Source organism: Nocardiopsis ansamitocini (genome assembly GCF_030268225.1).
Classification (GTDB): Bacteria; Actinomycetota; Actinomycetes; order Streptosporangiales; family Streptosporangiaceae; genus Nocardiopsis_D; species Nocardiopsis_D ansamitocini.
Genome location: NZ_BSQG01000001.1, coordinates 673,052 through 695,455, shown reverse-complemented (window position 1 = coordinate 695,455; position 22,404 = coordinate 673,052). Strand labels below are relative to the sequence as shown.

The window sequence follows — 22,404 nt, the reverse complement described above, 5'->3', positions numbered from 1 at the left end:
GGCGCGCGGCCCCGGTCCCCCGGGTCCTCATCGCCCCTACGAGGGGTAGCAACAGGTCGCCGCCGTGCTGCTGCCAGGCGGCCTCCAGTCCTCATCGCCCCTACGAGGGGTAGCAACAGGCGAAAGTGAAGCGCATCGAGACGCGGAAAATCCTGTCCTCATCGCCCCTACGAGGGGTAATGACATGTGGTTGCAGACCACCCCACGGGGAATGCACGTTGAAGTTCCGGGAGGGGCCTGCCCCGGTGAGATCGCGACGCAGGTCAGACAGGGCGTACGGCCGCTGCTGCCGGTGGACTCATAATCCCTGGGTCGCGGGTTCGAGCCCCGCCCGGCCTACTCGCCGTACACATGGGAAAAGCGCCGCCGACCTGCGAGTACAGGCCAGCGGCGCTTGGTGTTTCGGCCCGGCTTCCCATGGTTCGCATCGGCCCGACGGCAGGCGGGACGACGGGGCACAAGCTGTAGGAGGCGGTGGTCGCCAGAGCGGTTACCGCGTGTTGGCCTTGCGCACCCACTGGTGCGTGCGCAACCGGTCCGCGTGGCGCCGTCTGCGGTTGGCGGTCCTGTTGTAGGCCTGCCACTCCGCGGTGCAGCCGCGCTTGTGGCACCCCGAACAGCATTCGTGTCCCATCAACAGCGCCTCGGGGGATTCCCACCGGCACCGCGTCGAGGCATCCTCCCGTAGCGGTTGCGGCGGCAGGTCGCAGGTTCCGAAACGGTGGTCGTGCACCGGCACCGCGCCGTGCTCGCGCTGGCGCACCCACAGCGGTTTGCTCTTGTCCGTGCGGGACATCTCGTTCCTTCCGGGACCCACCGTCCGTGCTCCGGACCCTCCTGGCGGACGGCTGGGGCGCCGTTTTCACCGGGACCACCTCCTACTGCGATCCGAACCGGAGAAGCATTGTAGGCACTCCTCAGCGGACCACAAGGGATGGAAGCCGATCCGGGGCGGGGACACGGGCCGGGGCGGCTGGTCGGGTCCCTCGCACAGCACCAGCGCGCTCGAAGGGCATCACCCGTGTCACCCCATTGAAAGAAAGCGAATTTGCAGGTCACGGCATATGTCGTTGGGTTACGCTGGCCAGCGTTCGCCGTCCTGTTTCTCATAGGCGGGGATCGGTTTCGGCGGCTGTTCTTGTGCGGATGGGTTGTCGAGTCGGGCTGTGACGTAACAACACTCGGCAGGGCCGACGGGGAGGATCCGGCATGGCAGAGGCAACGAACACGAGTACCGAGGCCGCGGTACGCGGCGGACTCGTCCGATTGATGTTCGGGACCATGGCGGCCCAGGTCGTCGGTTCGGCCACCCGGTTCGGGCTGCCCGACGCCCTCGGGGACGGGGTGCGTTCCGCTCCCGACCTCGCCGCCGAGAACGAGTTGTCCGTGCAGTCGATGAGGCGTCTGCTGCGTGCCCTCGCGGCCCTCGACATTCTCGTGGAGGAGAGCCCCGACCACTTCCGGCTCGCCCCTGCCGGCGCGCTGTTGCGCACCGATCGTCCGGACTCCATGCACGCACTGGTGCGGGTGTTCACCGCACCCCTGATGTGTCGGGGCTGGGAGCACCTGGACACCAGCCTGCGCACGGGCGAGACCAGTTTCGACGCGGTGTTCGGCACGGATTTCTTCGGCTACCTCAAGGACAAGCCCGAGCTCTCCGCTCTGTTCAACGCCGCGATGAGCCAGGGCACCCAAGGGCTGGCCGCGGCCGTCTCCCAGCAGTTCGACTTCGGCAGTTTCACCACCGTCGCCGACATCGGGGGCGGGGACGGCACCTTGGTGTCCGCGGTACTGCGCGCCTATCCCCACCTGAGCGGCATCGTGTTCGACACTGTCGAGGGCTCGGCCCAGGCAGTGGGCACCCTCGAAAAGGCCGGTGTGGCCGACCGTTGCCGTGTCGTCACCGGCGACTTCTTCGCGGCTGTCCCCGAGGGGGCCGACCTCTATCTGCTCAAGAGCATCCTGCACGACTGGGACGACGACCGTGCCGCGACGATCCTCGGTCACTGTCGCCGGGTCGTCCCCGAGACGGGGCGGCTTCTCATCGTCGAACCGGTGCTCCCCGAAACAGTCGAGCCCAAGCAGCAGCCGGTCTCCTATCTCAGTGATCTCAACATGCTGGTGAACGTCGGCGGCCTGGAGCGGACACGGAGCGATTTCGTCCGTCTGTGCGAGAGGGCGGGGTTCACCCTCACCGCGATCAGCCAGGCGGGCCCGGGCGCAGGACTCTGTCTCATCGAGGCCGCCCCGGCGTGAGCTGTCCGGGGCCGCCCTGTGTCCATACGTCCTCGGGCGGGTGCCTTCCCACGCCCGTGGTTGCGGGCGGGGGCGAGACGCCGGCGGGTTGGTTCCGGGCGTCGATCCGGTTGTGGGGCACGATCGCGCCGTCGTCGGTCACCGTCGGGGCCCGCTCCGTCGAAGCTGCGGTAGCGCACCGGGGTGCGGACCTCCCCGGCCGGAGGGTTCACCCTCAGGCCGGGGAGGTCGGTGCTTGGTGTCCGCGTGTCCGATCCACCCGTGGGGCCGTCGGTAACCATGGTGGGGAGGGAACGGCTGACGGATGGAGCCGGAGTCTTCTCAGTGCTGCTTGCGTCCCGCCGTCCCCGAGCGGTCGCCGCACCGGTCCGCCTGGTTCAGCGCCGCCTGTGCGGTCTCCACGATGGGGTAGACGTCGATGCTGCGTGCGACGTCGTGCAACTCCAGGAGGGTGGCGGTGATCCCGCGGGGTTCGGCGAACACACACTCCACCCCCTGCCTTGCCAGGGTGTCGTGGGCCATGCACAGTGAGCGCAGTCCCGCGGAGTCGAGGAAGGCCACGTGCGAGAGGTCGATGATGACGGGGCGGGGCAGGGCCTGACTGGATCCGCTGCGCCGGATCAATTCGCCCAGAGCCGGTCCGGTGGCCATGTCGATCTCGCCGGACAGGCGTATCACGAGGGCTTCGCTGGGATCATCTGACACAGGACCATCTCTTTTCCTGTACGACGTGCGCGGCGTGCTCCGTTGTGCGCGAGAGCGCCGTCTGCCGAAGTGTTCCGGGGCGTGGCAGGTGTTTCGCCGAGATCGGCACCGGGCCCCCTTGACAGGGTGGACCTGACCGCTGAGCAGGTCCGTTGTCGCGCTGGCGACGTGACAAGGGGGCCGGTGCCGCCGCAGCCCGGGTATGCCGTCCGCATTCCGGGCCGCCGGAGGACGACGTCCCACCGGAAGCGGGAGAAACCTACCGGACACACTCAACTTACTGAGGTTTTCGTTTTCTGGCTACTAGGACTCTGGACGGCGCGCTAAACGGACATGTCGCGGTGGGTTGAGATTGGTTGGAAAAGGCTAGTTATGACGTGTTATGCGTTAATCGCTCCCCCTATAGGGACGCGCAGCGGCCCCGTCCGGTGGACGCGGTGGCATCCGGAAAACGACCTCTCAGAAAGGCGAGTGAGCAATGACGCTCCGCCAAGACTTCCAACTGGGCCTGTTCTCCCCGAACACGGCCTCGGGGCTGTCCATCACCAAGGTCCCCGAGCGCTGGTCGGGCGACTGGGAAGACAATCTGCGTCTTGCCCTGATCGCCGAGGAGGTCGGCATCGACTTCATCCTTCCTGTCGCCCGCTGGACGGACTGGGGTCCTGATACCGGTTTTCACGAGAGCGCCCTGGAGACCCTGACCTGGGCGACGGGACTGCTGGCCGCAACGGAGCGGATCAGGGTCTTCGCGACCGTCCACACGGCCTTCCACCATCCGGTCGTCGCGGCCAAGCAGCTGGCCACCATCGACCACATCAGCCGGGGCAGGGTCGGGCTCAACATCGTCGCCGGCTGGCACGCCCCCGAGTACGAGATGTTCGGGCTGGCGCTGCCCACCGAACACGACGACCGCTATGCCCTGGCCCAGGAGTGGTGGGAGGTCGTCCACCGGATCTGGTCCGAGGACAAGCCCTTCGACCATGAAGGACGGTTCTTCGATCTCAAGCGGGTCGTGGGGCGCCCCAAGCCGTTCAACGGTTCGGCCATCCCGGTGATCAATGCCGGGTCCTCCACCCAGGGGCGCGCCTTTGCTGCCCGCAACGCCAACCACGCCTTCACTTCGGTGGGGGGACCGGAGGACGGGGCGGGAGTGGTCGAGGCGATCCGCGCGCAGGCCGGGGACAACGGCAGGGACGTCGGGGTGTTCACCTTCGGGCACGTGACCTGCCGGCCCACCCAGGCCGAAGCGGAGGAGCAGTTGCGTTACTACGCCGACGAGAACGCCGACTGGCCGGCGGTCGAGGAGGTCATGCGCATGCAGGGCCTGCACGCGAAGTCCTTCACCCCCGAGATGTTGAGCACCTTCCGCGATCGCTTCGCCGCAGGCCACGGCGGATACCCTCTGGTCGGGGACCCCGACCGGGTCGCGAGTCAGATCGTCGCGTTCGCCGAGGCCGGGTTCACCGGGATGACGCTGTCGTTCCTCGACTACGCCGGTGAGCTTCCCTACTTCGCTCAGGAAGTGCTGCCCCGGCTCGAACGCGCAGGTGTTCGCGCTGTGCACCCCCCGCAGGAGTAACCATGAGGTAAGGATTCCCTTGCAGCGGCGGGATCGGGCTCTAGTATTACTTCTCGTGAGCGCGGAGAAATCAACCCTGTCCGAACCGCCGCTGCTGACGAACTACCACCGGGCCAGCAGCACGAGGATCGAAGACCTGCACGCCGCGGTCGAACCGCTTGCGGTCGGCCATGACCTCAGGGCACTCAGCCCCGGGCACCCCCTCGACGGGGTGGTCAACGGGGCGCAATTGGGTCTGCTCAGTCTCGTGTGGGTGCGCTACGGCGGGTCCGGCGTCGTGGTGGAGACGCCGCCCACCGAGGGACACTTCGCGATGTGTGCGCCGCAGGCCCCCATGGGGGTCCGCTACCAGCGCGCAGGGTCGGCCGGCAGTACCGCCGGCAGCCTGGTGCTGTCCCAGGACGAGAAGATGTGGATGAGCCCCGACCCCGTGGCCGGGTGCATGGTCCTCGCGTCGTCCATGGGCACGCTCGAGGACCACCTGGAACTGATGACCGGCGAGCCCTCGTCCACGTCGCTTCGTTTTCTGGGGGCGGGCAATCCCACGGTGCACGGTGCGGAGGTCATCGACCAGACCTGGCGTTACGTGGTCCGGATGCTCGACGAGGTCTCCACCGGGGCCATGCATCCGATGGCGGTACGCGCCCTTGAACAGTCGCTGCTGACCACGGTTCTGCTGGGACTGCCCCACACCTCCACCGATGTTCTGCTCGCCGGACGGGGTGAGAGCCGTGGCCGGGCCGACGGCATGGCCGGGTTGCTGGACTGGTTGGAGGCCAACCACCGCAGACCCATCGGGGTCGCCGACCTCGCCCGGGCGATGGGAATGAGCATTCGCGGCCTCCAGGGAGCATGCCGCCGCACCTACGGCACCACTCCCATGGCACTGCTGCGCCAGGTCCGCCTCGACCATGCGCGTCGGGCCCTGCGTCATGCCGAGCCCACGCATGCCTCGGTCGCTGCCATCGCCCACCAGGCAGGGTTCACCCATTTGGGCCGCTTCGCCGCGCTCTACCGGCGCAGGTTCGGCGAGATGCCCTCCCAGACGATGGAGGCCACGCCCATCGCGAGCTGACCGATGCCACGCATTCCGCACCGGGGCCTTGACCTCAACCTTCCTTGAGGTTTTACCGTCGTGCTTGTCGTACCGCCCGCACATGATGGCGGTACCGAGCCAGCAGACGAGCCCGCCCCCAGGAACCGGTGATGTGCGATGAGCATGGAAGTGACCGCGTGGAACTCCCTTTACAACGCGATGCATGCACGGGAGGACCGGCGGCCCTTCTCCCGGGCCGTGCTGCGGCGCATCGGCCGGTTCGCGGGTCCGCATCGTCGCCGCCTCGCGTGGTTCCTCCTCCTCAGCGTCCTGGGAGCGGTGTTGGCGGTGGCCACACCCCTGCTCGCGGGCCGGGTCGTCGATGAGATCATCGCGGCCTCCCGAATGGACGTCGTCCTGTGGATCGCCCTTCTCATAGCGGTCATCGCGCTGGCCGAGGCCGGGCTCGGACTGGTCACCCGGTGGCTGTCGGCGACGATCGGCGAGGGTCTCATCCTGGATCTGCGCACCGCCGTCTTCGACCACGTCCAGCGCATGCCGGTGGCGTTCTTCACCCGCACCCGGACCGGTGCGCTGGTCAGCCGGCTGAACAACGACGTCATCGGCGCGCAGCGGGCGTTCAGCGACACGCTCTCCGGTGTCGTCGGCAACGTCGTCACACTGGCGCTCACCCTCGCCGTGATGGTCGGCCTCTCCTGGCAGATCACGCTGGTCGCCCTGGTGCTGCTCCCGTTCTTCGTGCTGCCGGCGCGGCGCCTGGGCGTGCGGTTGGCCCGGTTGGAGCGCGAGGCCGCCAATCACGACGCCGTGATGAGTACGCAGATGACCGAGCGGTTCTCCGCGCCCGGGGCCACACTGGTGAAGTTGTTCGGGCGGCCCGCGGAGGAGTCCGCCGCGTTCGCCACCCGGGCCCGGCGCGTCCGTGACATCGGCGTACGCACCGCGATGGTCCAGTCGGTGTTCGTCACCGCGCTTACCCTCATGTCGGCGCTGGCCCTGGCCGTTGTCTATGGTCTCGGCGGGTTCTATGCGCTCACCGGCCGGTTGGAGGCCGGAGCCGTGGTGGCGCTTGCCCTGTTGATCACCCGCCTCTACGCCCCGTTGACCGCTCTGGCCAGTGCGCGGGTGGAGGTGATGAGTGCGTTGGTGAGCTTCGAGCGGGTGTTCGAGATCCTCGACCTCAAGCCCTTGATCACCGATCGTCCCGATGCCAGGACGGTTCCCGACGGGCCGGTGGACGTCGAGTTCGATCGGGTGAGCTTCGGGTACCCCTCGGCGGACCGGGTCTCGTTGGCGTCCCTGGAGGAGGTCGCGGTCCTGGACTCCCGGGAGGGTGTCGAGGTCCTGCACGACGTCTCGTTCCGCGCCGAGCCGGGGCAGATGGTGGCGCTCGTGGGATCGTCCGGGGCCGGAAAGTCCACGATCGCGCAGCTCGTGCCGCGTCTCTACGACGCCGACTCCGGCGCGGTGCGCCTGGCCGGGGTGGACGTGCGCGACCTCTCGGCCGACTCGATCCGCCAGACGCTGGGGATGGTGACGCAGGACGGGCACCTCTTCCACGAGTCGATCCGCGCGAACCTGTTGCTGGTACGTCCGGAAGCGGGGGAGAAGGAGTTGTGGGACGTGCTGGGGCGGGCCAGGTTGTCCGACCTCATCGCGTCACTGCCCGAGGGGTTGGACACCATCGTCGGGGAGCGCGGCTACCGGCTCTCCGGCGGTGAGCGTCAGCGGCTCACCATCGCTCGGCTTCTCCTGGCACAACCGCGGGTGGTGATCCTGGACGAGGCGACCGCCCATCTCGATTCCACGTCGGAAGCCGCGGTGCAGGAGGCGTTGGGCGAGGCACTGGTCGGTCGCACCGCCCTGGTGATCGCCCATCGGCTCTCCACGGTGCGCGCCGCCGATCTGATCCTCGTGGTGGAGGAGGGGCGGGTCGTGGAACGCGGGACCCACGCCGACCTGCTGGCCGCGGGCGGCCGCTACGAAGAGCTCCACCGCACCCAGTTCGACCAGGATTTTGTGGAGCGCCCTGTCGGGTGAGCGTGCGGTTCGGCGGGGACGTTCAGGCGCGGCGGCAGGTCAGGAACAGTTGGGTCTCGGACGGAGCCTCGGCGGTGACGGGGGCATAGGTCAGTACGGTCTCCTTCTCGATGTGGAAGCCTGCCGTGCCCAGCACGACCCGGAGTTCCTCCCGGGGGTAGCCGGTGACCCTGATCCGGTTGCCGAGAAAGGGGATCGCGACGTCGTCGAGGTCGGCCTCCACCATCGACAGGCACAGCCGTCCTCCGGGCACCAGGGCGTGTCGGACGGTGGTCAACATGCGGGGAATGCGCGCCCTGGTCAGCTGGAGCAGGGAGAAGAAGGCCACGACGGCGTCGTAGCTGCCGGGTTCGGGGGAGAAGGCGGTCATGTCGGCCTGTACGAGGTGCGCGCGGGGGGCATTGGCGCGTGCGAGGTCGAGCATGACGGGCGACAGTTCCACGCCGGTGACCCGGCAGCCCGCCTCGACCAGTCGGCGGGTGGTGGGCAGGCCGGTTCCGCAGCCGAGGTCCAGGACGTTCGCGCCGGGCGCCAATGTGGTCAGCAGGGCCTCGACGCACTCGATCTGCCCGGACTTGTGGGGGAAGGCTTCGTCGTAGCGGTGCCCGATGCGGTCGAAGGCAAGGGCCTGCTCCTCCTGGCGCGCCGACCACGCTGCGTCGTTGAGGTCGTGTCCCGCCGCGTCGGTGTCACTCATGGTCGACCTGTCCTCGTCGCCGTCAGCCCGGCCCCGCGGCCGTGCGCGCGTGGCAGCGATCCTACGTGAGCGCCGTGTGCCGGCGCGGCGAAAACTTCACGAATCCGTGACCGGGTCCGGCGGTCAGAGGAGTGGTGCGGCGGGCGGTGGGATCGGCGGTCGCGGTACGCGGTACGCGGTACGCGGTGTCTAGGGCAGGTCCACCTGGATTTCGCCACCGAGGCGGTAGCCGTCGGCCAGCGGCAGGTCGTCACCGCTCCAGAAGCGGCCGGGGTCGTACCAGTTGGGGCGCCGGTCGTCGGGCAGCAGTCCCATCGCCTCGTAGGTCAGGGCCACGACCTCCGCGCAGTAGGCGGTTTCCAGCGCGCTCTCTTGTTCCCGGGGGGCCTTTCGCAGTCGGGGGAGGCGTCCGCGCAGCCAGCGGCCGGCCATTCGGCTGGTGGAGGGGAAGGGGGTGCCGTCCAGACGGGCCACGGTGCGCAGCACGGCGTCTTCGACCTCCCGGCCGCCGGCGGGGTCGAGCTGGCGCAGCCAGCCCCGCTGACCGTAGCGCCGGCCCCAGACGGTGACCGCGTCACGCAGGTCGTGCAACTGCACTCCGCGCTGGTGCGTCCCCGACCACATGTCGGGCAGGGAGCGGCCGAGTTCGGCGTGCCACATGAGCGGGGGAAGGTCGTCGATGACAACGGACATGCCCACGTGGTTGATCGGGCTGTTCGTGGTCATCTGGATGGCCCGGTCGGGGACACTCCTCCCGCGAAACAACCAGATGTCGCCGGTGCGGGTGAGTTCTACGGCCTGATCGAGGGTGATGCGCGTACCAGTCACGGCGCTAGCCTAGGCACATGCGTTGGTGGAAGGTAGTCGGGCTGGCCGGTATTGCGGGCGTCGCAGCGACCGGAGTGGTGATCGCTCGGGCGGAGCGTCGCAGGCGCGCCTACACGCCGGAGGAGATCCGGGACCGGTTGCGCGCCCGAGTGGCCGAGAGTGCAGTGGACGGGGTGCAGCCGTCGGAGGCCGCTACCGGCTTCGCGGTCCCTGGGGCCGGGCGCGGCACGTGGCGCGAGCGGCTCGCGGAGGCCCCGGGACGGGTGCGGGGGATGGTTTCGCGTACGGTCCGTCGCGGACCCGCGGCCAGGGCGGCCCGTGTCGTCAGGGCGAAGGCTCGCCATCGTGGTCGCGGATGAGCTGTTCCACGCCGTCCAGAACGCAGCCGAGGCCGAACGAGAAGTCGGCGTCGGTGTAGCCGGTCGCCGTGCCGTTGTCGGTGAACACGCCCGCGGTGACCGCTGCGTGCAGCGCCGGGTAGCGCTGAGGGGTGACGAACCGCCGCAAGAGCTGTCCGTAGCTGAAGCGGGCCTGTTCTTCGGGATCGGCCGACGCCTGGCTCAGTCCGGCGGCGGTTTTCGCCTCTCCGCACACGAAGTTGTTGAGCAGCATCAGGATGCCGACCTTGGTCTCCTCGGGCAGCGTCGTGGGCGACAGTGCGCGCAGCAGGCTGTCCATCCAGTCCAACTGGTTGGGGCCGAGGGGCGGTCCTTCGACCGCGATCTCCAGCATCCACGGGTGGGCGGTCAGCACGGCCAGGTAGCGCCGTGACCACGTCTCCAGGCCGATACGCCAGCCCTTGGCCGGATCGGCTGGTTCGGGGGCGTTGCCGGACACGGCGTCCGACATCAGCAGCAGCAGGTCGTCCTTGCTCCGGACATAGCGGTAGAGCGCCATCGGCGTGACGCCGACCCGTTCGGCCACGCGGTTCATGGATACCGCTGCCAGGCCGTGGGCGTCGGCCAACTCGATCGCGGCGCCCACGATCCGTTCCAGGCTCAACCCCGGTCTCGGTCCTCGGCGCGAGGGCGGTCGATTCCCCCACAAGAGCTCGATGACGGTGGGCAGTGCGCTGTTCTGGGCCTCGTCGTGCATCGTCATCTTGCGTTCCCGGCTTTGTGGTCGACGGCCATCGTGCGACTGTATATAGCATAGACGGTAAATATATAGAATATACATTTTGGAGCCGGCGGACGTTGGGGCTGCCATTGCCGCCGATGGCGTGACCGGGTCTTTTCGTCGGCCCATGGTCGGGTGGGAGAGCGCCCTGTCCTTGGGTGGCGCCGGTCGCACCGGTGGCTGTGCCCTGGGTTTCGTCCAGCGGTGCGGCCGGGTGCTTGTCGTGCCGGTCCGGGGTCTGCTCCGCCTCGCTGTCGTCGCGGCCGGGAGAGCGCGCGACCGGGCGAGTCGCCGTCGTCCCGGCGTTCGACGGAACGGCTTCCTTGTGTGGGCTGCTGATCGGACGCCCCGATCTTGCCGGCGCCTGCGTGGGCCGCGGCTTCGTGGACGCCGCCGAGGTCGGGGTCGGCCGCGCCGATCGGATCCTGGGGCGTGCGGTCGGTCATCCGCCGCCGGCAAGCGGTTCGCCGTCCGGGGTTGTTCTGGGGGCCGGTTTGCGATTAGCTAATTACTGACCGAATGTTCGGTAAGAAAGGGTGGCGGCGATGGCTATGGAACCGGCGGCGGTACGTGACCGCCCCACCGGTCAGGAGCTGACAGCGGACTTCGACGCGCGCATTGCCGCACACCAGCGGATCGAGCCGCGGGACTGGATGCCCGAGGGCTATCGCAGCACCCTGGTGCGCCAGATCGCCCAGCACGCGCATTCGGAGATCATCGGCATGCAGCCCGAAGGCGACTGGCTCACCCGCGCGCCCTCGCTGCGGCGCAAGGCCATCCTGTTGGCCAAGGTCCAGGACGAGGCCGGCCACGGGCTGTACCTGTACGCCGCGGCCGAGACCTTGGGAGTGGATCGCGCCGACCTCACCCAGCGGCTCATCGAAGGCCGCCAGAAGTACTCCTCGATCTTCAACTACCCCACCCTGACCTTCGCCGACGTCGGAGTGATCGGGTGGTTGGTCGACGGCGCGGCCATCTGCAACCAGGTGCCCCTGTGCCGCAGCTCCTTCGGCCCCTACGCCCGTGCCATGGTGCGCGTCTGCAAGGAGGAGTCGTTCCATCAGCGCCAGGGCTACGAGCTCCTGCTCCAGATGATGGCGGGCACCCCCGCCCAGCGCACCATGGTCCAGGACGCGGTCGACCGGTGGTGGTGGCCCTCGCTCATGATGTTCGGACCGCCCGACGCGGACTCGCCCAATACACGTCAGTCCATGGCCTGGGGGATCAAGCGCGACACCAACGACGAGCTGCGGCAGAAGTTCGTGGACATGAGCGTGCCCCAGGCAGTCGCACTGGGGGTGACCCTGCCCGACCCCGACCTGGCGTGGAACGCCGAGCGCGGACACCACGACTTCGGCGCGGTGGACTGGGCGGAGTTCAAGCGGGTCGTCTCCGGGGGCGGCCAGTGCAACGCCGAGCGTGTCAGCCGGCGCCGCGCCGCCCACGAGGAAGGGGCGTGGGTGCGGGAAGCGGCCGCCGCCTACGCGGCCAAACACCAGGGGACCGGACAAGGGGACGATCGATGAGTGACTCCGCACCCGCTGATGAGTGGCCGTTGTTCGAGGTCTTCGTGCGCGGCAAGCGCGGCCTCAACCATGTGCACGTGGGTTCGCTGCATGCTCCGGACGAGGAGATGGCCCTGCACAGCGCCCGCAACCTCTACACCCGACGCAACGAGGGAGTGAGTATCTGGGTGGTGCGCGCCTCGGCGATCACCGCCTCCAGTCCCGACGAGAAGGACCCGTTCTTCGCGCCCAGCGGGGACAAGGTCTATCGCCACCCCACCTTCTACCCGATCCCCGACGACGTCCCGCACATCTGACAGGAGGCCGCGCGATGACGAACACCGACAACCCCTACGGCGGACTCGCCGAGGACGACGCGCACGCAGGCGACCAGTGGGCCTTCGGTACCGGGTTCACCGCGGCGCTGGCCGGGGTCGACACCGCGCTACCGGTCGGGATCGACCAGGACGATCTGGCGCTGTACTGCCAGATGTTGGGCGACGACGCCCTCGTGGCCGCACAACGGCTGATCCAGTGGTCCACCGCGGCGCCCGAGCTGGAAGAGGAGATGGCGCTGGCCAACATCGCTCTCGACCTGCTCGGACAGGCCCGGCTGCTGCTGGCCCGCGCAGGCCAGGTCGACGGTTCGGGGCGCGACGAGGACGCGTTCGCCTACCTGCGCGACGCCCGGGAGTTTCGCAACGTGTGCCTGGCCGAGACCCCCAACGGCGACTTCGCCCATGCTGTGGTCCGCCTGCTCGTGCTGTCCGCCTGGCGGCTGGCGCTCTTCACCCGGCTCGCCGACACGGCCGACCCGGTACTGGCCGCCGTCGCCGCAAAGGGGAGCAAGGAACTCGCCTACCACCGCGAGTATGCCGTGCGGTGGACGCTGCGCCTGGGCGACGGGACCCCCGAATCCAGAGATCGGATGACCGCGGCACTGGACCAGGTCTGGCCGCTGACCGGCGAGCTGTTCGCCACCCACCCGGTCGAGGCCCGCCTGGCCGATCAGGGGGCCGCCGTCGATCCGGCGGGCGTGCGCGCCGAAGTCGGTGAAGTCGTGGCCCGGGTGCTCGTCGCAGCCACTCTGGAGGTCCCACCTGCGGTGCCGGTGCCGGAGCCGACCGGCCGTGCAGGACTGCACGGGCCCGAACTCGCCGCCATGCTGCACGAAATGCAGTCGGTGGCCCGCGCCCACCCGGAGGCGACATGGTGACCGACGGCCTGGACCGGGCGCGCCGCGCGGCAGAGACGGTGACCGACCCCGAACTCCCCATGCTCACCCTCGCCGACCTCGGAATCCTGCGCGAGGTGGCGACCGAGGAGGACGGGACCGTCACCGTGGCCATCACCCCCACCTACTCCGGCTGTCCCGCGCTGGTGGAGATGCGCGCCGATGTGCGCAGGGCCCTGCACAACGCGGGATATCCCCGGGTCCAGGTGCGCACCGTGCTCGCCCCGCCCTGGAGCACCGACTGGATCACCGAGGAGGGGCGGCGCAAGCTCACCGAACACGGCATCTCCCCACCCGGCCCTGCCCCCGCGCGGGTGTCCGGTCCGGTTCCGCTGGACCTGGCACCCTCGCGCAGGGCCGTGCGCTGCCCCCGGTGCGCAGCCTCCGACACCGAGGAACTGTCGAGGTTCGGGGCCACCTCCTGCAGGGCGCTGTGGCGCTGCCGCGTGTGCCGCGAACCCTTCGAGCACGTCAAGGAGATCTGAGCCGTGACCGCTTCCGCCCTCGAGCCCACCGCGTCCGAAGGAGGCCGCGCTGCCTTCCATCCCTTGCACGTGGCGGCCGTCGAACACCTCTGCGCCGACGCCGTCGCTGTCACCTTCGACGTGCCCGAGCACCTGGCCCGGGCGTACGATTTCCTTCCCGGCCAGTTCCTGACGCTGCGGCGGACCGTCCAGGGGCGCGAGGAACGGCGCAGCTACTCCATCTGCGCACCGGCCGGGCAGGCGCCGCGCATCGGCGTGCGACTGGTCCCCGGAGGGGTGTTCTCTTCCTGGCTCGTCCACGAGGTCCGCCCCGGAGACCGCATCGAGGTCGCCCTACCCAGCGGCCGCTTTACCCCCGGTCCGCAGAACAGGCCCCACCACGTCCTGATCGCGGCCGGCTCGGGAATCACCCCGGTGCTCTCCATCGCCGCCTCCCTACTGGAGAGCACCGATGCGCGGGTCACCCTGCTCTACGGCAACCGGCGCAGCGACACGGTCATGTTCACCGACGATCTGGCCGACCTCAAGGACGTCCACGGGGCACGCCTGCACCTGGTGCACGTGCTCTCCCGCGAGCAGCGGGCCGCGGAGCTGCTGACCGGCCGGTTGGACGCCGATCGGCTCGACCGGCTGCTGGATGCCCTGGTCCCAACCGACCGCGTCGGGGACTGGTGGCTGTGCGGCCCGCTGGGAATGGTGCGCGACGCCCAGCGCGTGCTGCAAAAACGCGGTGTCGCCCCCCAGAGGGTGCACCAGGAGCTGTTCTTCGTCGACGAGGCCCCGCCCGAACCGGTACGCGGGGCCCAACCGGAGCCCGAAGCGGGGACCAGCGAGGTCACCGTCGTTTTGGACGGCCGTGCCACCACGCTCTTCCTGCCGCGCGACGTCCCTGTGCTTGACTCCGCCCAGCGCGTGCGCGCGGACCTGCCGTTCGCCTGCAAGGGCGGGGTGTGCGGAACCTGCCGGGTCCGGGTCGGCGACGGTGCGGTGCGGATGCTGCGCAACTATGCCTTGGACGAGACCGAGGTGGCCGCCGGCTACGCGCTGTCGTGCCAGTCCCTTCCCGTCACCGACTCCGTGACCGTCGACTTCGACGCCTGACCGCCGCCACGAGGGGGCGGCGGCCGGGCCCGTCGTCCGCGGACGCCTTGCTAGCCCAGACGACGGATCTCGCCTCGGGTTCGGTAGAAGCCACCGTTGGACTCGATGACCTCGTCCACCACGTAGCGCACGCCGGGGCTGCGGATCTCCTTGGGGAACTGCACCCGCCAGGTCGGGTCGAAACCGGGGGAGTCCACCCGGACTCGCAGGCGAGAGCCCTCCTGTACGCACTCCACGACCACGCCACCGCTTCCGGCCGCGGCGACCATGGGCAGGCTCTCCACGCTCCGGGAGGGGGCGACTGCCGCCACATGCGTGGCTTTGATGTCCACGGCCTCGGGCACGTTCCCCTGCTCGGCTGCCCGAACCGCCGTCTCGCTCGCGTCGATGCAGGCCAGTGAGCCGTCGGTGGTGACGATGTAGAGACGGTCGTCGAGGAACTGCATGGAGTAGGCCGAACCGCACCCGCTTCCCAGCTTCCACAGTCGCTCGCCCTCGCGGGTGAAGCAGTAGATCGAGGAGTTGCTGTCGCCGGCGAACACATAACGGCCGTCCAGGGAGGTGGCGCAGGAGAACACCGGGCCGTCGCAACGGTAGGAGGAGCGCAGCGTGCCGTCTTTGCCGATCCGGTCGACCCGGTTCTGGGTGGTGCCCGCGAACACCTCGTCGCCTTCCTGCCAGCCGAACAGCACCGCGCCGTTGGTTCGCACGTTCCACAGGGAGTCGCCCGACCGCGGGTCGTACTTGGTCACTCCGCCGGAGTGACCGTGGTAGACGCCCTCGGAGTCGCAGCGCACCATCCAACCGGAGCGGCCCCCGCTCTTGCGCGACCACTGGAACTCGTCCTCGTGGTCGATGCTGGTGATCTGGCCGGCCTCGTCGGAGACCCCCAGCACCCCTTCGTGGATGTCCAGCCAGAAGATGTCGACGTCACTGGAGATCTCGTAGGCCACGTGCGGGATCTTGGCGCCCAGGTCGTAGACCTTGCCGTCGTCGCAGCCCGCGTAGATCCAGAAGTCGTCGGCGACGATGCACTTGACGCCGTCGGGGAGCGCGTAGCGTGCCGTCACCGTTCCGTCGTGGGAAAGGGTGTAGACGTCGCCGCGCTCGTTGCCGACCCAGCAGCGCTCGTCGTCGACGAAGATTCCGAACGCCGGACCACCGGACCTGAACCGCCACAGCACCGGGGCCTGGCGCGCGGTGGAGCGGGTGCTGTTGATGACCCGCCGGGTTACGGGGCGGCGCTGGCGACCGCCGGCCACCGCCGGGGCGTACCCCTTGCGGATCTTCTCGCCGATCTTCTTCGCGGCCACCGCGCCGGCCTTCTCCCGGGTCGGGTGGGTGGAGGACCGGACCTGTCCGGCGTCACCGATGCGCCCGTAGCGGATGGTGACCTCGGTCCCCTCGACCTTCACCTCATAGAACTTGTGCGCGCTGCCGCTGTCCTCGGAGAGTTCGAGGTAGGTGATCTGGTCGCCCGACTGCTGTGCCACGAATCCGCCCTTCACCGCAGGTGACGCGCAGCCCGGTCGGCGTGCGGTCCCATCCAATGCCCCACAATTTAGAACAGTGCTGTGACAATCGGGCGCCCCGCGGTCCCGTAGACCGCACCACCATCGGGTAACGGTGAGCCGGATCTCTTGTGCCGCAGTGTGTGCGGCACCCACTCTGGGATACGTGAGCGACTACGACTACGACCTCGTGGTGATCGGCAGCGGCCCCGGCGGGCAGAAGGCTGCGATAGCCGCCGCCAAACTCGGCAAGCGCGTCGCCATCGTCGACCGCCTGGAGATGGTGGGCGGATCCTGCCTGCATACCGGGACGATCCCCTCCAAGACGCTGCGAGAGGCCGTCCTCTACCTCACCGGGATGAGCCAGCGCGAGCTGTACGGCGCCAGTTACCGGGTCAAGCAGGAGATCACGGTCGCGGACCTGCTGTCCCGGACCCGGCACGTGATCGACCGCGAGGTCCAGGTCGTACGCGCTCAGCTGCAACGCAACCACGTCACGTTGATCGCGGGCACCGCCCGCTTCGTCGAGCCGCACGTCATTGCGGTGAAAGGCAGCGGCCAGAGCGAGCAGGCCCGGGTGAGCGCGGGTGCCGTCGTGGTCGCCACCGGCAGCCGTCCGGCGCGTCCGGCCCAGGTGGACTTCGACGAGGCCCGGGTACTGGACTCCGACGAGATCCTGCAGTTGGAGGAAATCCCCTCCTCACTGGTCGTCGTCGGTGCCGGAGTCATCGGCATCGAGTACGCCTCGGTGTTCGCTGCGTTGGGCACCCGGGTGACGGTGGTGGAGCAGAGGGACCGGATGCTGGAGTTCTGCGATCCCGAGATCGTGGAGTCGCTCAAGTTCCACCTGCGTGATCTCGCGGTGACCTTCCGGTTCGGGGAAAAGGTCGTGGATGTCGTAGTCTCCGATCGCGCCACGGTGACCACGCTGGTCAGCGGTAAGCGCATCCTGGCCGACGCCGTCATGTACTCGGCCGGACGCCAGGGCCTCACCGACGATCTCGGGTTGGAGAACGCCGGACTCGCCGCTGATGAGCGGGGCCGGCTCCAGGTGGACGAGCACTACCGGACCGACGTGGACCACATCTACGCGGTGGGCGACGTGATCGGTTTCCCCGCACTCGCCGCGACCTCGATGGATCAGGGGCGCCTCGCCGCCTATCACGCGTTCGGCGAACCGGTCAGAGAACTGGCGGAACTACGGCCCATCGGCATCTACACCATTCCCGAGATCTCCTACTGCGGGGCGACCGAGGCGGAGCTGACCTCCGCAGCAGTCCCCTACGAGGTGGGCACGGCCCGGTACCGGGAACTGGCCCGCGGCCAGATCGCCGGCGACTCCCACGGAATGCTCAAACTGCTGGTGTCCACCGTCGACCGGAGGCTCCTGGGGGTCCACCTGTTCGGAACCGGGGCGACCGACCTCGTGCACATCGGCCAGGCCGTGATGGGCTGCGGCGGGTCCGTGGACTACCTGGTGGACGCGGTGTTCAACCATCCGACGCTGTCGGAGGTGTACAAGATCGCGGCACTGGACGCCACCAACAAGATCCGTGCCTTGGAGCGCTTCGGCGATTGACCGCCAGTGAGCGTCCCTGACCTGCCTTCTTGCGATGTCAAAGGATGTCTTCGCAGTTCAGTGTGGTTTTTCGCTGTGTCCGGAGGGATTGCGGAGTGTGCACACTTAACTTTACTTAACCGGTTGTGTGGCCTTCATCACTATGCCTATGGTGGCGTCGGCGCCTCAGGAGAACTCGCGTGGGGGGCGTTCCCAGCCACCCGATTCCCCTTGCCCGAGGGGGCCTCCTTTGAGGAAGGTCATGAGAAAACGTCTCGCATTGGCTGCAACCGCGGTACTCGCCCTGTTGGCCTCACTGTTCGTGCTCGCCCAACCCGCTCACGCCCAGACCGGTTTCACCGTCGAGGAGGGCCGTCTCCTCGACGCCAACGGCAACGACTTCGTCATGCGCGGCGTCAGCCACGCCCACACCTGGTACGCCCAGGAAACCGACTCCTTCGCCGGGATCAAGTCGCACGGAGCCAACACCGTGCGGGTCGTGCTGAGCAACGGCGGACAGTGGACCCGTAACGACGCCTCCGACGTCGCCAACGTCATCAGCATCTGCAAGGCCAACCGGCTCATCTGCATGCTGGAGGTCCACGACACCACCGGCTACGGGGAGGCCGGCGCGGCCGTCACACTCGACGAGGCGGTGGACTACTGGATCAGTATCCAGAGCGTGCTGAGTGGTGAGGAGGACTACATCCTCATCAACATCGGCAACGAGCCCTACGGCAACAACGCCTCCGTCAACGCGGGTTGGGCCTCCGCTACCTCCGGGGCCATCACCCGGTTGCGGGACGCGGGTTTCGACCACACGCTGGTGGTGGACGCACCCAACTGGGGCCAGGACTGGGCGCACATCATGCGCGACAACGCCCCGGACGTCTACGCGGCCGACCCGACCGGTAACACCCTCTTCTCCATCCACATGTACGGCGTGTACGCACAGGCGGCCACGGTCACCGCCTACCTGGAGCACTTCGTGGACGCGGGCCTTCCCCTGGTGGTCGGCGAGTTCGGTCACGACCACTCCGACGGCAATCCCGACGAGGACACCATCATGGCCGAGGCGGAACGGCTCGGCCTGGGCTATATCGGCTGGTCCTGGAGCGGAAACAGCGGCGGGGTGGACTATCTCGATATGACCGAGGGGTTCGACGCCGACAACCTCACCTCCTGGGGTGAGCGGATCTTCTACGGTTCCAACGGCATCGACGCCACTGCGGAGGAGGCCTCCGTATTCGGTGGAAGCAACCCCGGTCCCGGTCCCGGCCCGTCTCCCGACCCCGGCGGCAACACCGGTTGCACGGCGGTCTACACCACCGTCGGACAGTGGCAGGGCGGCTTCCAGGGCCAGGTAACGGTGACCGCCGGTGCAGCTGCGCTCGCCGGTTGGCAGGTCAAGTGGACCTTCGGCGGCGGGCAGAGCGTGAGCCAGTCGTGGAGCACCTCGCTCAGCACCAGCGGGGCCGCTGTCACGGCCGCCAACGCCTCCTACAACGGCACGCTTGCCGCAAGCGGTTCCACGACCTTCGGGTTTCTCGGTTCGGGGGCGACTCCGTCCTCCCTCGCGCTGACCTGTACCGCGCTCTGACACCGGTCCAACAGGGGCGGGGCGGGTGCGAACCGATCGGTTCGCACCCGCCCCGCCTTCATGGGACCAAGCCGGTGGTCAGGGGGTTACGCCCCGGCTCGGATCTGGTCGCGGATCCACACGCCGGACTCCTTCAGCCGGGAGGTCCCGGCCCAGGGCCCGCCCGCCGTGCAGGTGCCTTCGGTGAACACCGCGCCAGAACGGTGGTCGTCGGAGAAGTTCCAGTTGACCCAGCTGATCTTCTGTCGTTCCAGCAGGTCCAGGTAGCGCTTGGCCGCGACGAAGTCGTTGGCGCCCTCTCCCGAGTAGTCCTGGGTGCCGAACTCGGTCACGAAGATCGGCAGGACGTTGGAGGCGCGCTCCAGTTCGCTCAGGTAGCTGTTGCCGTGCGAGGCCGCGTAGAAGTGGAAGGTGTACATGATGTTGTCGGCGTTCACCGGGTTGGCGGTGATCTCGGTGTGCGACGAACCTTCGGAGACGCCCAGCGAGGACCAGGCGCGGGTGCCCACCAGGATGACGGAGTCGGGGTCCTCGGCCCGGATGACCGGGATGACCTGCTCGGAGTAGCTCTTGATGGAGTTCCAGGAGACGCCGTTGGGCTCGTTGGCGATCTCGTAGATCACGTTGTCCTTGTCGGCGTGCCGTTCCGCGATCTCGGCGAAGAAGGTCTTGGCGCGCTCGGTGTTGTGGTTGGGGTCGCCGGGGCTCAGCATGTGCCAGTCGACGATGACGTACATGCCGCGCGCCGTGGACTCCTCGATCAGGTCGTGCATCCGGTCGGTGAACCTACGCGGGTTGGTCTCGTAGCCGCCCTCCTGGATGTACATCGACAGCCGGACGATGTCGGCCTTCCAGTCGTCGGCGAGGGCGCTGAGGGAGCCGCCGGTGAGGCAGTGGTCGAACCACTGGATGCCGTGCGTGCTCATGCCGCGCAGCTGGACCGGTCTGCCGTCCTCGTCGCACAGGTTCACGCCGCAGACGTAGACCTTGCCGTGCTCCTGGACGGGGGAGGCGTTGGGGTTGGTGGGCGGAACGGTCGGATCCGGACCGGGGCCAAGATCGCCGCCGGAGCAGGCGGATCCGTTGACCGTGCACGCGGTCGGTTCACCGGTGCCGTTGACGGTGAAGCCGAAACTGGTGCTCGCCCCGGGGGCCAGGGCGGCGTTCCAGCCGACGTTGGTGAAGGTCTGCTTGGCGCCGTTGGCGGAGCGTTCGGCGTTCCAGTGACTGCCGACGCTGGAGCCCGCGGGCAGGGTCAGCTCGACCTTCCAGCCGTTGACCGTGCTGCCGGTGGCGTTTTTGACGGTGACGGACGCGGTGTAGCCGCTGTCCCAGGTGGAGTCCTTGGCCACCGTTGCGGTGACGCTGGCCGCGTGCGCGGTACCTGGGGAGATCATTATGCCGGCCAGGACGAGGAGCCCGGCGAGTGCTGCGGCCACCAGGGCCGTGGTTCTGGAGCGGAGGGGAAACGTATTGGGGGACTGCGCCACTGGATGCCTCCGTGGGGGGTGGTCGGGTCAGGCGCTGGAGCGGGCGGCCTCGACCTGGGAGCGTTCCCAGGCGCGCTGGGCGCCGGCCCTCCCCGCGCGATGGGACAGGGGAGGGGGCGATTGGTGAAGAGGTTTCCAAACGCAACCGGAACGTAATCAAACAGCCGCGCAAAGTCAACGGTTGACATTCCGGTATCCGCCTGTGCCCTGCACGCGGACCATCACCGAACTGAGGGCCGCAGTGCTGCGGTTGGATAACGGCCGTCGGGCGAGTGCCCCGGCACCGTTGCCTTCTTCGCGTCGTGGGGAGCAGCCCGCCACCTGCGTGATTTCGCTTCGGGACCGTGGGGGCGCAGTCGCAGTGGGGGAGACGTCGACACCACGTGCGCCCTCGTCGGCGGTATTCTCGGCATCCGGGTCCCGGACACCGGCCTGCCCCGGAGCCGGGTGCAGCAGGTGGAACCTCTTCCCCGGTGGGCCTTCGCCGCCGATGTGCGAGCCCACCGGACACCGGACCCACTGCCCGATTTCTCCGGTTCGCCCGCCGCATTCCGCGTCGGTGCGCCATAGTGGTCGCGCGGTGGTGCACATCAACGAAAGACGGGGACGGCCATGGGCGACCGCTGGACCGCGATCGACTTCGAGACGGCCAATCACGACCGGGGCAGTGTCTGCTCGGTGGGGTTGGTCCGGGTCGAGGAAGGGCGTATCGCGGAGCGCTACACCACCCTGATCAAGCCCCCTCCGCAAGCGGGACGGTTCGCGCGCTTCAACATCGACTTCCACGGGATCGGGCCCGAGCAGGTGGCCGACGCCCCCGAGTGGCCCGAGGCGTTTCGGGCCATTGTGGACTTCGCCGACGGCGGCCCCCTCGTCGCGCACAACGCCGCCTTCGACATGGGCGTGATCCACGCGGCCTGCGCGCACACGGGCCTGGCCTGGGAGGCCACCGATTACGCGTGTTCGCTGTATACCGCACGGCGCACCTGGCCTGCGCTGGACAACCACAAATTGCCGACGGTCTGCGCCGAGATCGGCCACGACCTGCTGCGCCACCACGCAGCCGATGCCGATGCCGAGGCAGCGGCCCACATCATGATCGCCGCACTGCGTGTGCACGGCGTGCACACGCTCTTCGACCTGTGCCTGAAAACCCGCCGCCCGCTGCTGCGCACGAGCGGGCTCGCAGCCCGGGTCGACCCGGCTCCGCTGCCCGCGCCCGTCCAGGAACCGGCGCCGACGCTCTGGGACGCCGAGCCGTCACGTGCCCGACCGCCCATGAGCGCCCGTTACCAGCAGTGGCAGGACATCGCCAGAGAGCCGCTGCCCGAACCCGACCCGAACGCCGACCCGGCAGGGGCGCTGTTCGGTCGGGTCGTGTGTGTCAGCGGTGACCTGGCGGGGATGTCCAAGATCGAGGCGTGGAAGCGCATCGCGGCAGCCGGCGGTGTCCCCGCCAAGAACGTCACCAAGAAGACCAACGTGCTGGTGACCGGCGCGGTCGATGGGGCCAAGACGGCCAAGCATCGTCAGGCCGAGGCGTACGCGGCCAAGGGGCAGCGCATCGAGGTCGTCTCCGAGGCGGAGTTCACCCGCAGGCTGGGGTAGCCGAGGGCCCGGTGGTGCGCGGTGCGCCCCG

At 68.7% G+C, this 22,404-nt stretch carries 20 protein-coding genes, 1 tRNA gene, 1 pseudogene and 1 CRISPR repeat array (1 of these 23 running past the window's edge); of the genes and pseudogenes, 15 read left to right on the top strand and 7 right to left on the bottom strand.

Translation table 11 applies throughout. The features are described from left to right. A CRISPR array of direct repeats spans positions 1–184; the repeat unit is 30 nt; unit sequence GTCCTCATCGCCCCTACGAGGGGTAGCAAC (it extends 1,811 nt beyond the left edge of the window). Between the two features lie 86 nt (positions 185–270). Continuing rightward, positions 271–339: transfer RNA gene (locus QSJ59_RS03145), tRNA-Met, on the top strand. A gap of 151 nt (positions 340–490) precedes the next feature. Here QSJ59_RS03145 and QSJ59_RS03140 read toward each other — a convergent pair. After that, positions 491–796, bottom strand: a complete 306-nt coding sequence (locus QSJ59_RS03140; protein ID WP_285757134.1) for a hypothetical protein — start codon at positions 794–796, stop codon at positions 491–493. 413 nt (positions 797–1,209) lie between these two features. On the opposite strand from QSJ59_RS03140, the gene QSJ59_RS03135 reads away from it, so the two are divergent. After that, complete coding sequence (locus QSJ59_RS03135; protein WP_285757133.1) at positions 1,210–2,256, top strand: methyltransferase; 1,047 nt, start codon at positions 1,210–1,212, stop codon at positions 2,254–2,256. A gap of 321 nt (positions 2,257–2,577) precedes the next feature. On the opposite strand, the gene QSJ59_RS03130 is transcribed toward QSJ59_RS03135, so the two are convergent. Beyond that, entirely contained in the window at positions 2,578–2,961 is a 384-nt protein-coding gene (locus QSJ59_RS03130) for an STAS domain-containing protein (RefSeq protein WP_285757132.1), read from the bottom strand. 478 nt (positions 2,962–3,439) lie between these two features. Between QSJ59_RS03130 and QSJ59_RS03125 the strand changes: the two genes are divergently transcribed. The 3 genes from QSJ59_RS03125 (at position 3,440) to QSJ59_RS03115 (ending at position 7,637) form a co-directional block, all read left to right on the top strand. Then, positions 3,440–4,540, top strand: coding sequence for an LLM class flavin-dependent oxidoreductase (locus QSJ59_RS03125; RefSeq protein WP_285757131.1), 1,101 nt, complete (start codon positions 3,440–3,442; stop codon positions 4,538–4,540). 55 nt (positions 4,541–4,595) lie between these two features. Then, positions 4,596–5,615, top strand: a complete 1,020-nt coding sequence (locus tag QSJ59_RS03120) for a helix-turn-helix transcriptional regulator (protein WP_285757130.1) — start codon at positions 4,596–4,598, stop codon at positions 5,613–5,615. Between the two features lie 138 nt (positions 5,616–5,753). Further along, positions 5,754–7,637, top strand: coding sequence for an ABC transporter ATP-binding protein (locus QSJ59_RS03115; protein ID WP_285757129.1), 1,884 nt, complete (start codon positions 5,754–5,756; stop codon positions 7,635–7,637). A gap of 22 nt (positions 7,638–7,659) precedes the next feature. On the opposite strand, the gene QSJ59_RS03110 is transcribed toward QSJ59_RS03115, so the two are convergent. Then, a complete protein-coding gene (locus tag QSJ59_RS03110) occupies positions 7,660–8,334 on the bottom strand; it encodes a class I SAM-dependent DNA methyltransferase (protein WP_285757128.1) in 675 nt (224 codons plus the stop codon). A 189-nt stretch (positions 8,335–8,523) separates the two neighbouring features. Next, positions 8,524–9,162 carry a hypothetical protein gene (locus QSJ59_RS03105; protein WP_285757127.1) on the bottom strand — a complete coding sequence of 213 codons (639 nt, stop codon included), beginning with the start codon at positions 9,160–9,162 and terminating at the stop codon, positions 8,524–8,526. A gap of 17 nt (positions 9,163–9,179) precedes the next feature. On the opposite strand from QSJ59_RS03105, the gene QSJ59_RS03100 reads away from it, so the two are divergent. Continuing rightward, positions 9,180–9,521 carry a hypothetical protein gene (locus QSJ59_RS03100; protein WP_285757126.1) on the top strand — a complete coding sequence of 114 codons (342 nt, stop codon included), beginning with the start codon at positions 9,180–9,182 and terminating at the stop codon, positions 9,519–9,521. Here QSJ59_RS03100 and QSJ59_RS03095 read toward each other — a convergent pair. After that, entirely contained in the window at positions 9,487–10,263 is a 777-nt protein-coding gene (locus tag QSJ59_RS03095; RefSeq protein WP_285757125.1) for a TetR/AcrR family transcriptional regulator, read from the bottom strand. The genes QSJ59_RS03100 and QSJ59_RS03095 overlap by 35 nt on opposite strands. 569 nt (positions 10,264–10,832) lie before the next feature. Here QSJ59_RS03095 and paaA point away from each other — a divergent pair. The 5 genes from paaA to paaE are packed head-to-tail and all read left to right on the top strand — an operon-like array spanning position 10,833 to position 14,606. Continuing rightward, complete coding sequence (paaA, locus tag QSJ59_RS03090; RefSeq protein WP_285757878.1) at positions 10,833–11,807, top strand: 1,2-phenylacetyl-CoA epoxidase subunit PaaA; 975 nt, start codon at positions 10,833–10,835, stop codon at positions 11,805–11,807. Then, positions 11,804–12,103: a 1,2-phenylacetyl-CoA epoxidase subunit PaaB gene (gene paaB, locus QSJ59_RS03085; protein WP_285757124.1), complete on the top strand. Its 300-nt coding sequence runs from the start codon at positions 11,804–11,806 to the stop codon at positions 12,101–12,103. The genes paaA and paaB overlap by 4 nt, the downstream gene beginning before the upstream one ends. 14 nt (positions 12,104–12,117) lie before the next feature. Further along, positions 12,118–13,002 (top strand): 1,2-phenylacetyl-CoA epoxidase subunit PaaC, encoded by an 885-nt coding sequence (gene paaC, locus QSJ59_RS03080; protein ID WP_285757123.1) that lies wholly within the window; start codon positions 12,118–12,120, stop codon positions 13,000–13,002. Beyond that, complete coding sequence (paaD, locus tag QSJ59_RS03075; protein ID WP_285757122.1) at positions 12,996–13,505, top strand: 1,2-phenylacetyl-CoA epoxidase subunit PaaD; 510 nt, start codon at positions 12,996–12,998, stop codon at positions 13,503–13,505. The genes paaC and paaD overlap by 7 nt, the downstream gene beginning before the upstream one ends. 3 nt (positions 13,506–13,508) lie before the next feature. Further along, positions 13,509–14,606, top strand: a complete 1,098-nt coding sequence (gene paaE / locus QSJ59_RS03070) for a 1,2-phenylacetyl-CoA epoxidase subunit PaaE (RefSeq protein ID WP_285757121.1) — start codon at positions 13,509–13,511, stop codon at positions 14,604–14,606. A gap of 50 nt (positions 14,607–14,656) precedes the next feature. Here the strand turns inward: paaE and QSJ59_RS03065 are convergent, their stop codons facing one another. Further along, complete coding sequence (locus tag QSJ59_RS03065; protein ID WP_285757120.1) at positions 14,657–16,099, bottom strand: WGR domain-containing protein; 1,443 nt, start codon at positions 16,097–16,099, stop codon at positions 14,657–14,659. A 184-nt stretch (positions 16,100–16,283) separates the two neighbouring features. Here QSJ59_RS03065 and sthA point away from each other — a divergent pair, with 184 nt between their 5' ends. Both sthA and QSJ59_RS03055 read left to right on the top strand, forming a co-directional pair. Next, positions 16,284–17,696: a Si-specific NAD(P)(+) transhydrogenase gene (sthA, locus tag QSJ59_RS03060; RefSeq protein WP_285757119.1), complete on the top strand. Its 1,413-nt coding sequence runs from the start codon at positions 16,284–16,286 to the stop codon at positions 17,694–17,696. Positions 17,697–17,937: 241 nt separating this feature from the next. After that, complete coding sequence (locus QSJ59_RS03055; protein ID WP_285757118.1) at positions 17,938–19,275, top strand: cellulase family glycosylhydrolase; 1,338 nt, start codon at positions 17,938–17,940, stop codon at positions 19,273–19,275. 86 nt (positions 19,276–19,361) lie between these two features. On the opposite strand, the gene QSJ59_RS03050 is transcribed toward QSJ59_RS03055, so the two are convergent. After that, positions 19,362–20,765: a cellulase family glycosylhydrolase gene (locus QSJ59_RS03050; RefSeq protein ID WP_285757116.1), complete on the bottom strand. Its 1,404-nt coding sequence runs from the start codon at positions 20,763–20,765 to the stop codon at positions 19,362–19,364. A 306-nt stretch (positions 20,766–21,071) separates the two neighbouring features. Here QSJ59_RS03050 and QSJ59_RS24415 point away from each other — a divergent pair. Both QSJ59_RS24415 and QSJ59_RS03045 read left to right on the top strand, forming a co-directional pair. Beyond that, positions 21,072–21,335 (top strand): annotated as a pseudogene (locus QSJ59_RS24415) (hypothetical protein); the annotation flags it as partial. 42 nt (positions 21,336–21,377) lie between these two features. Continuing rightward, entirely contained in the window at positions 21,378–22,373 is a 996-nt protein-coding gene (locus tag QSJ59_RS03045; protein WP_285757115.1) for an exonuclease domain-containing protein, read from the top strand. Positions 22,374–22,404: the final 31 nt, after the last annotated feature.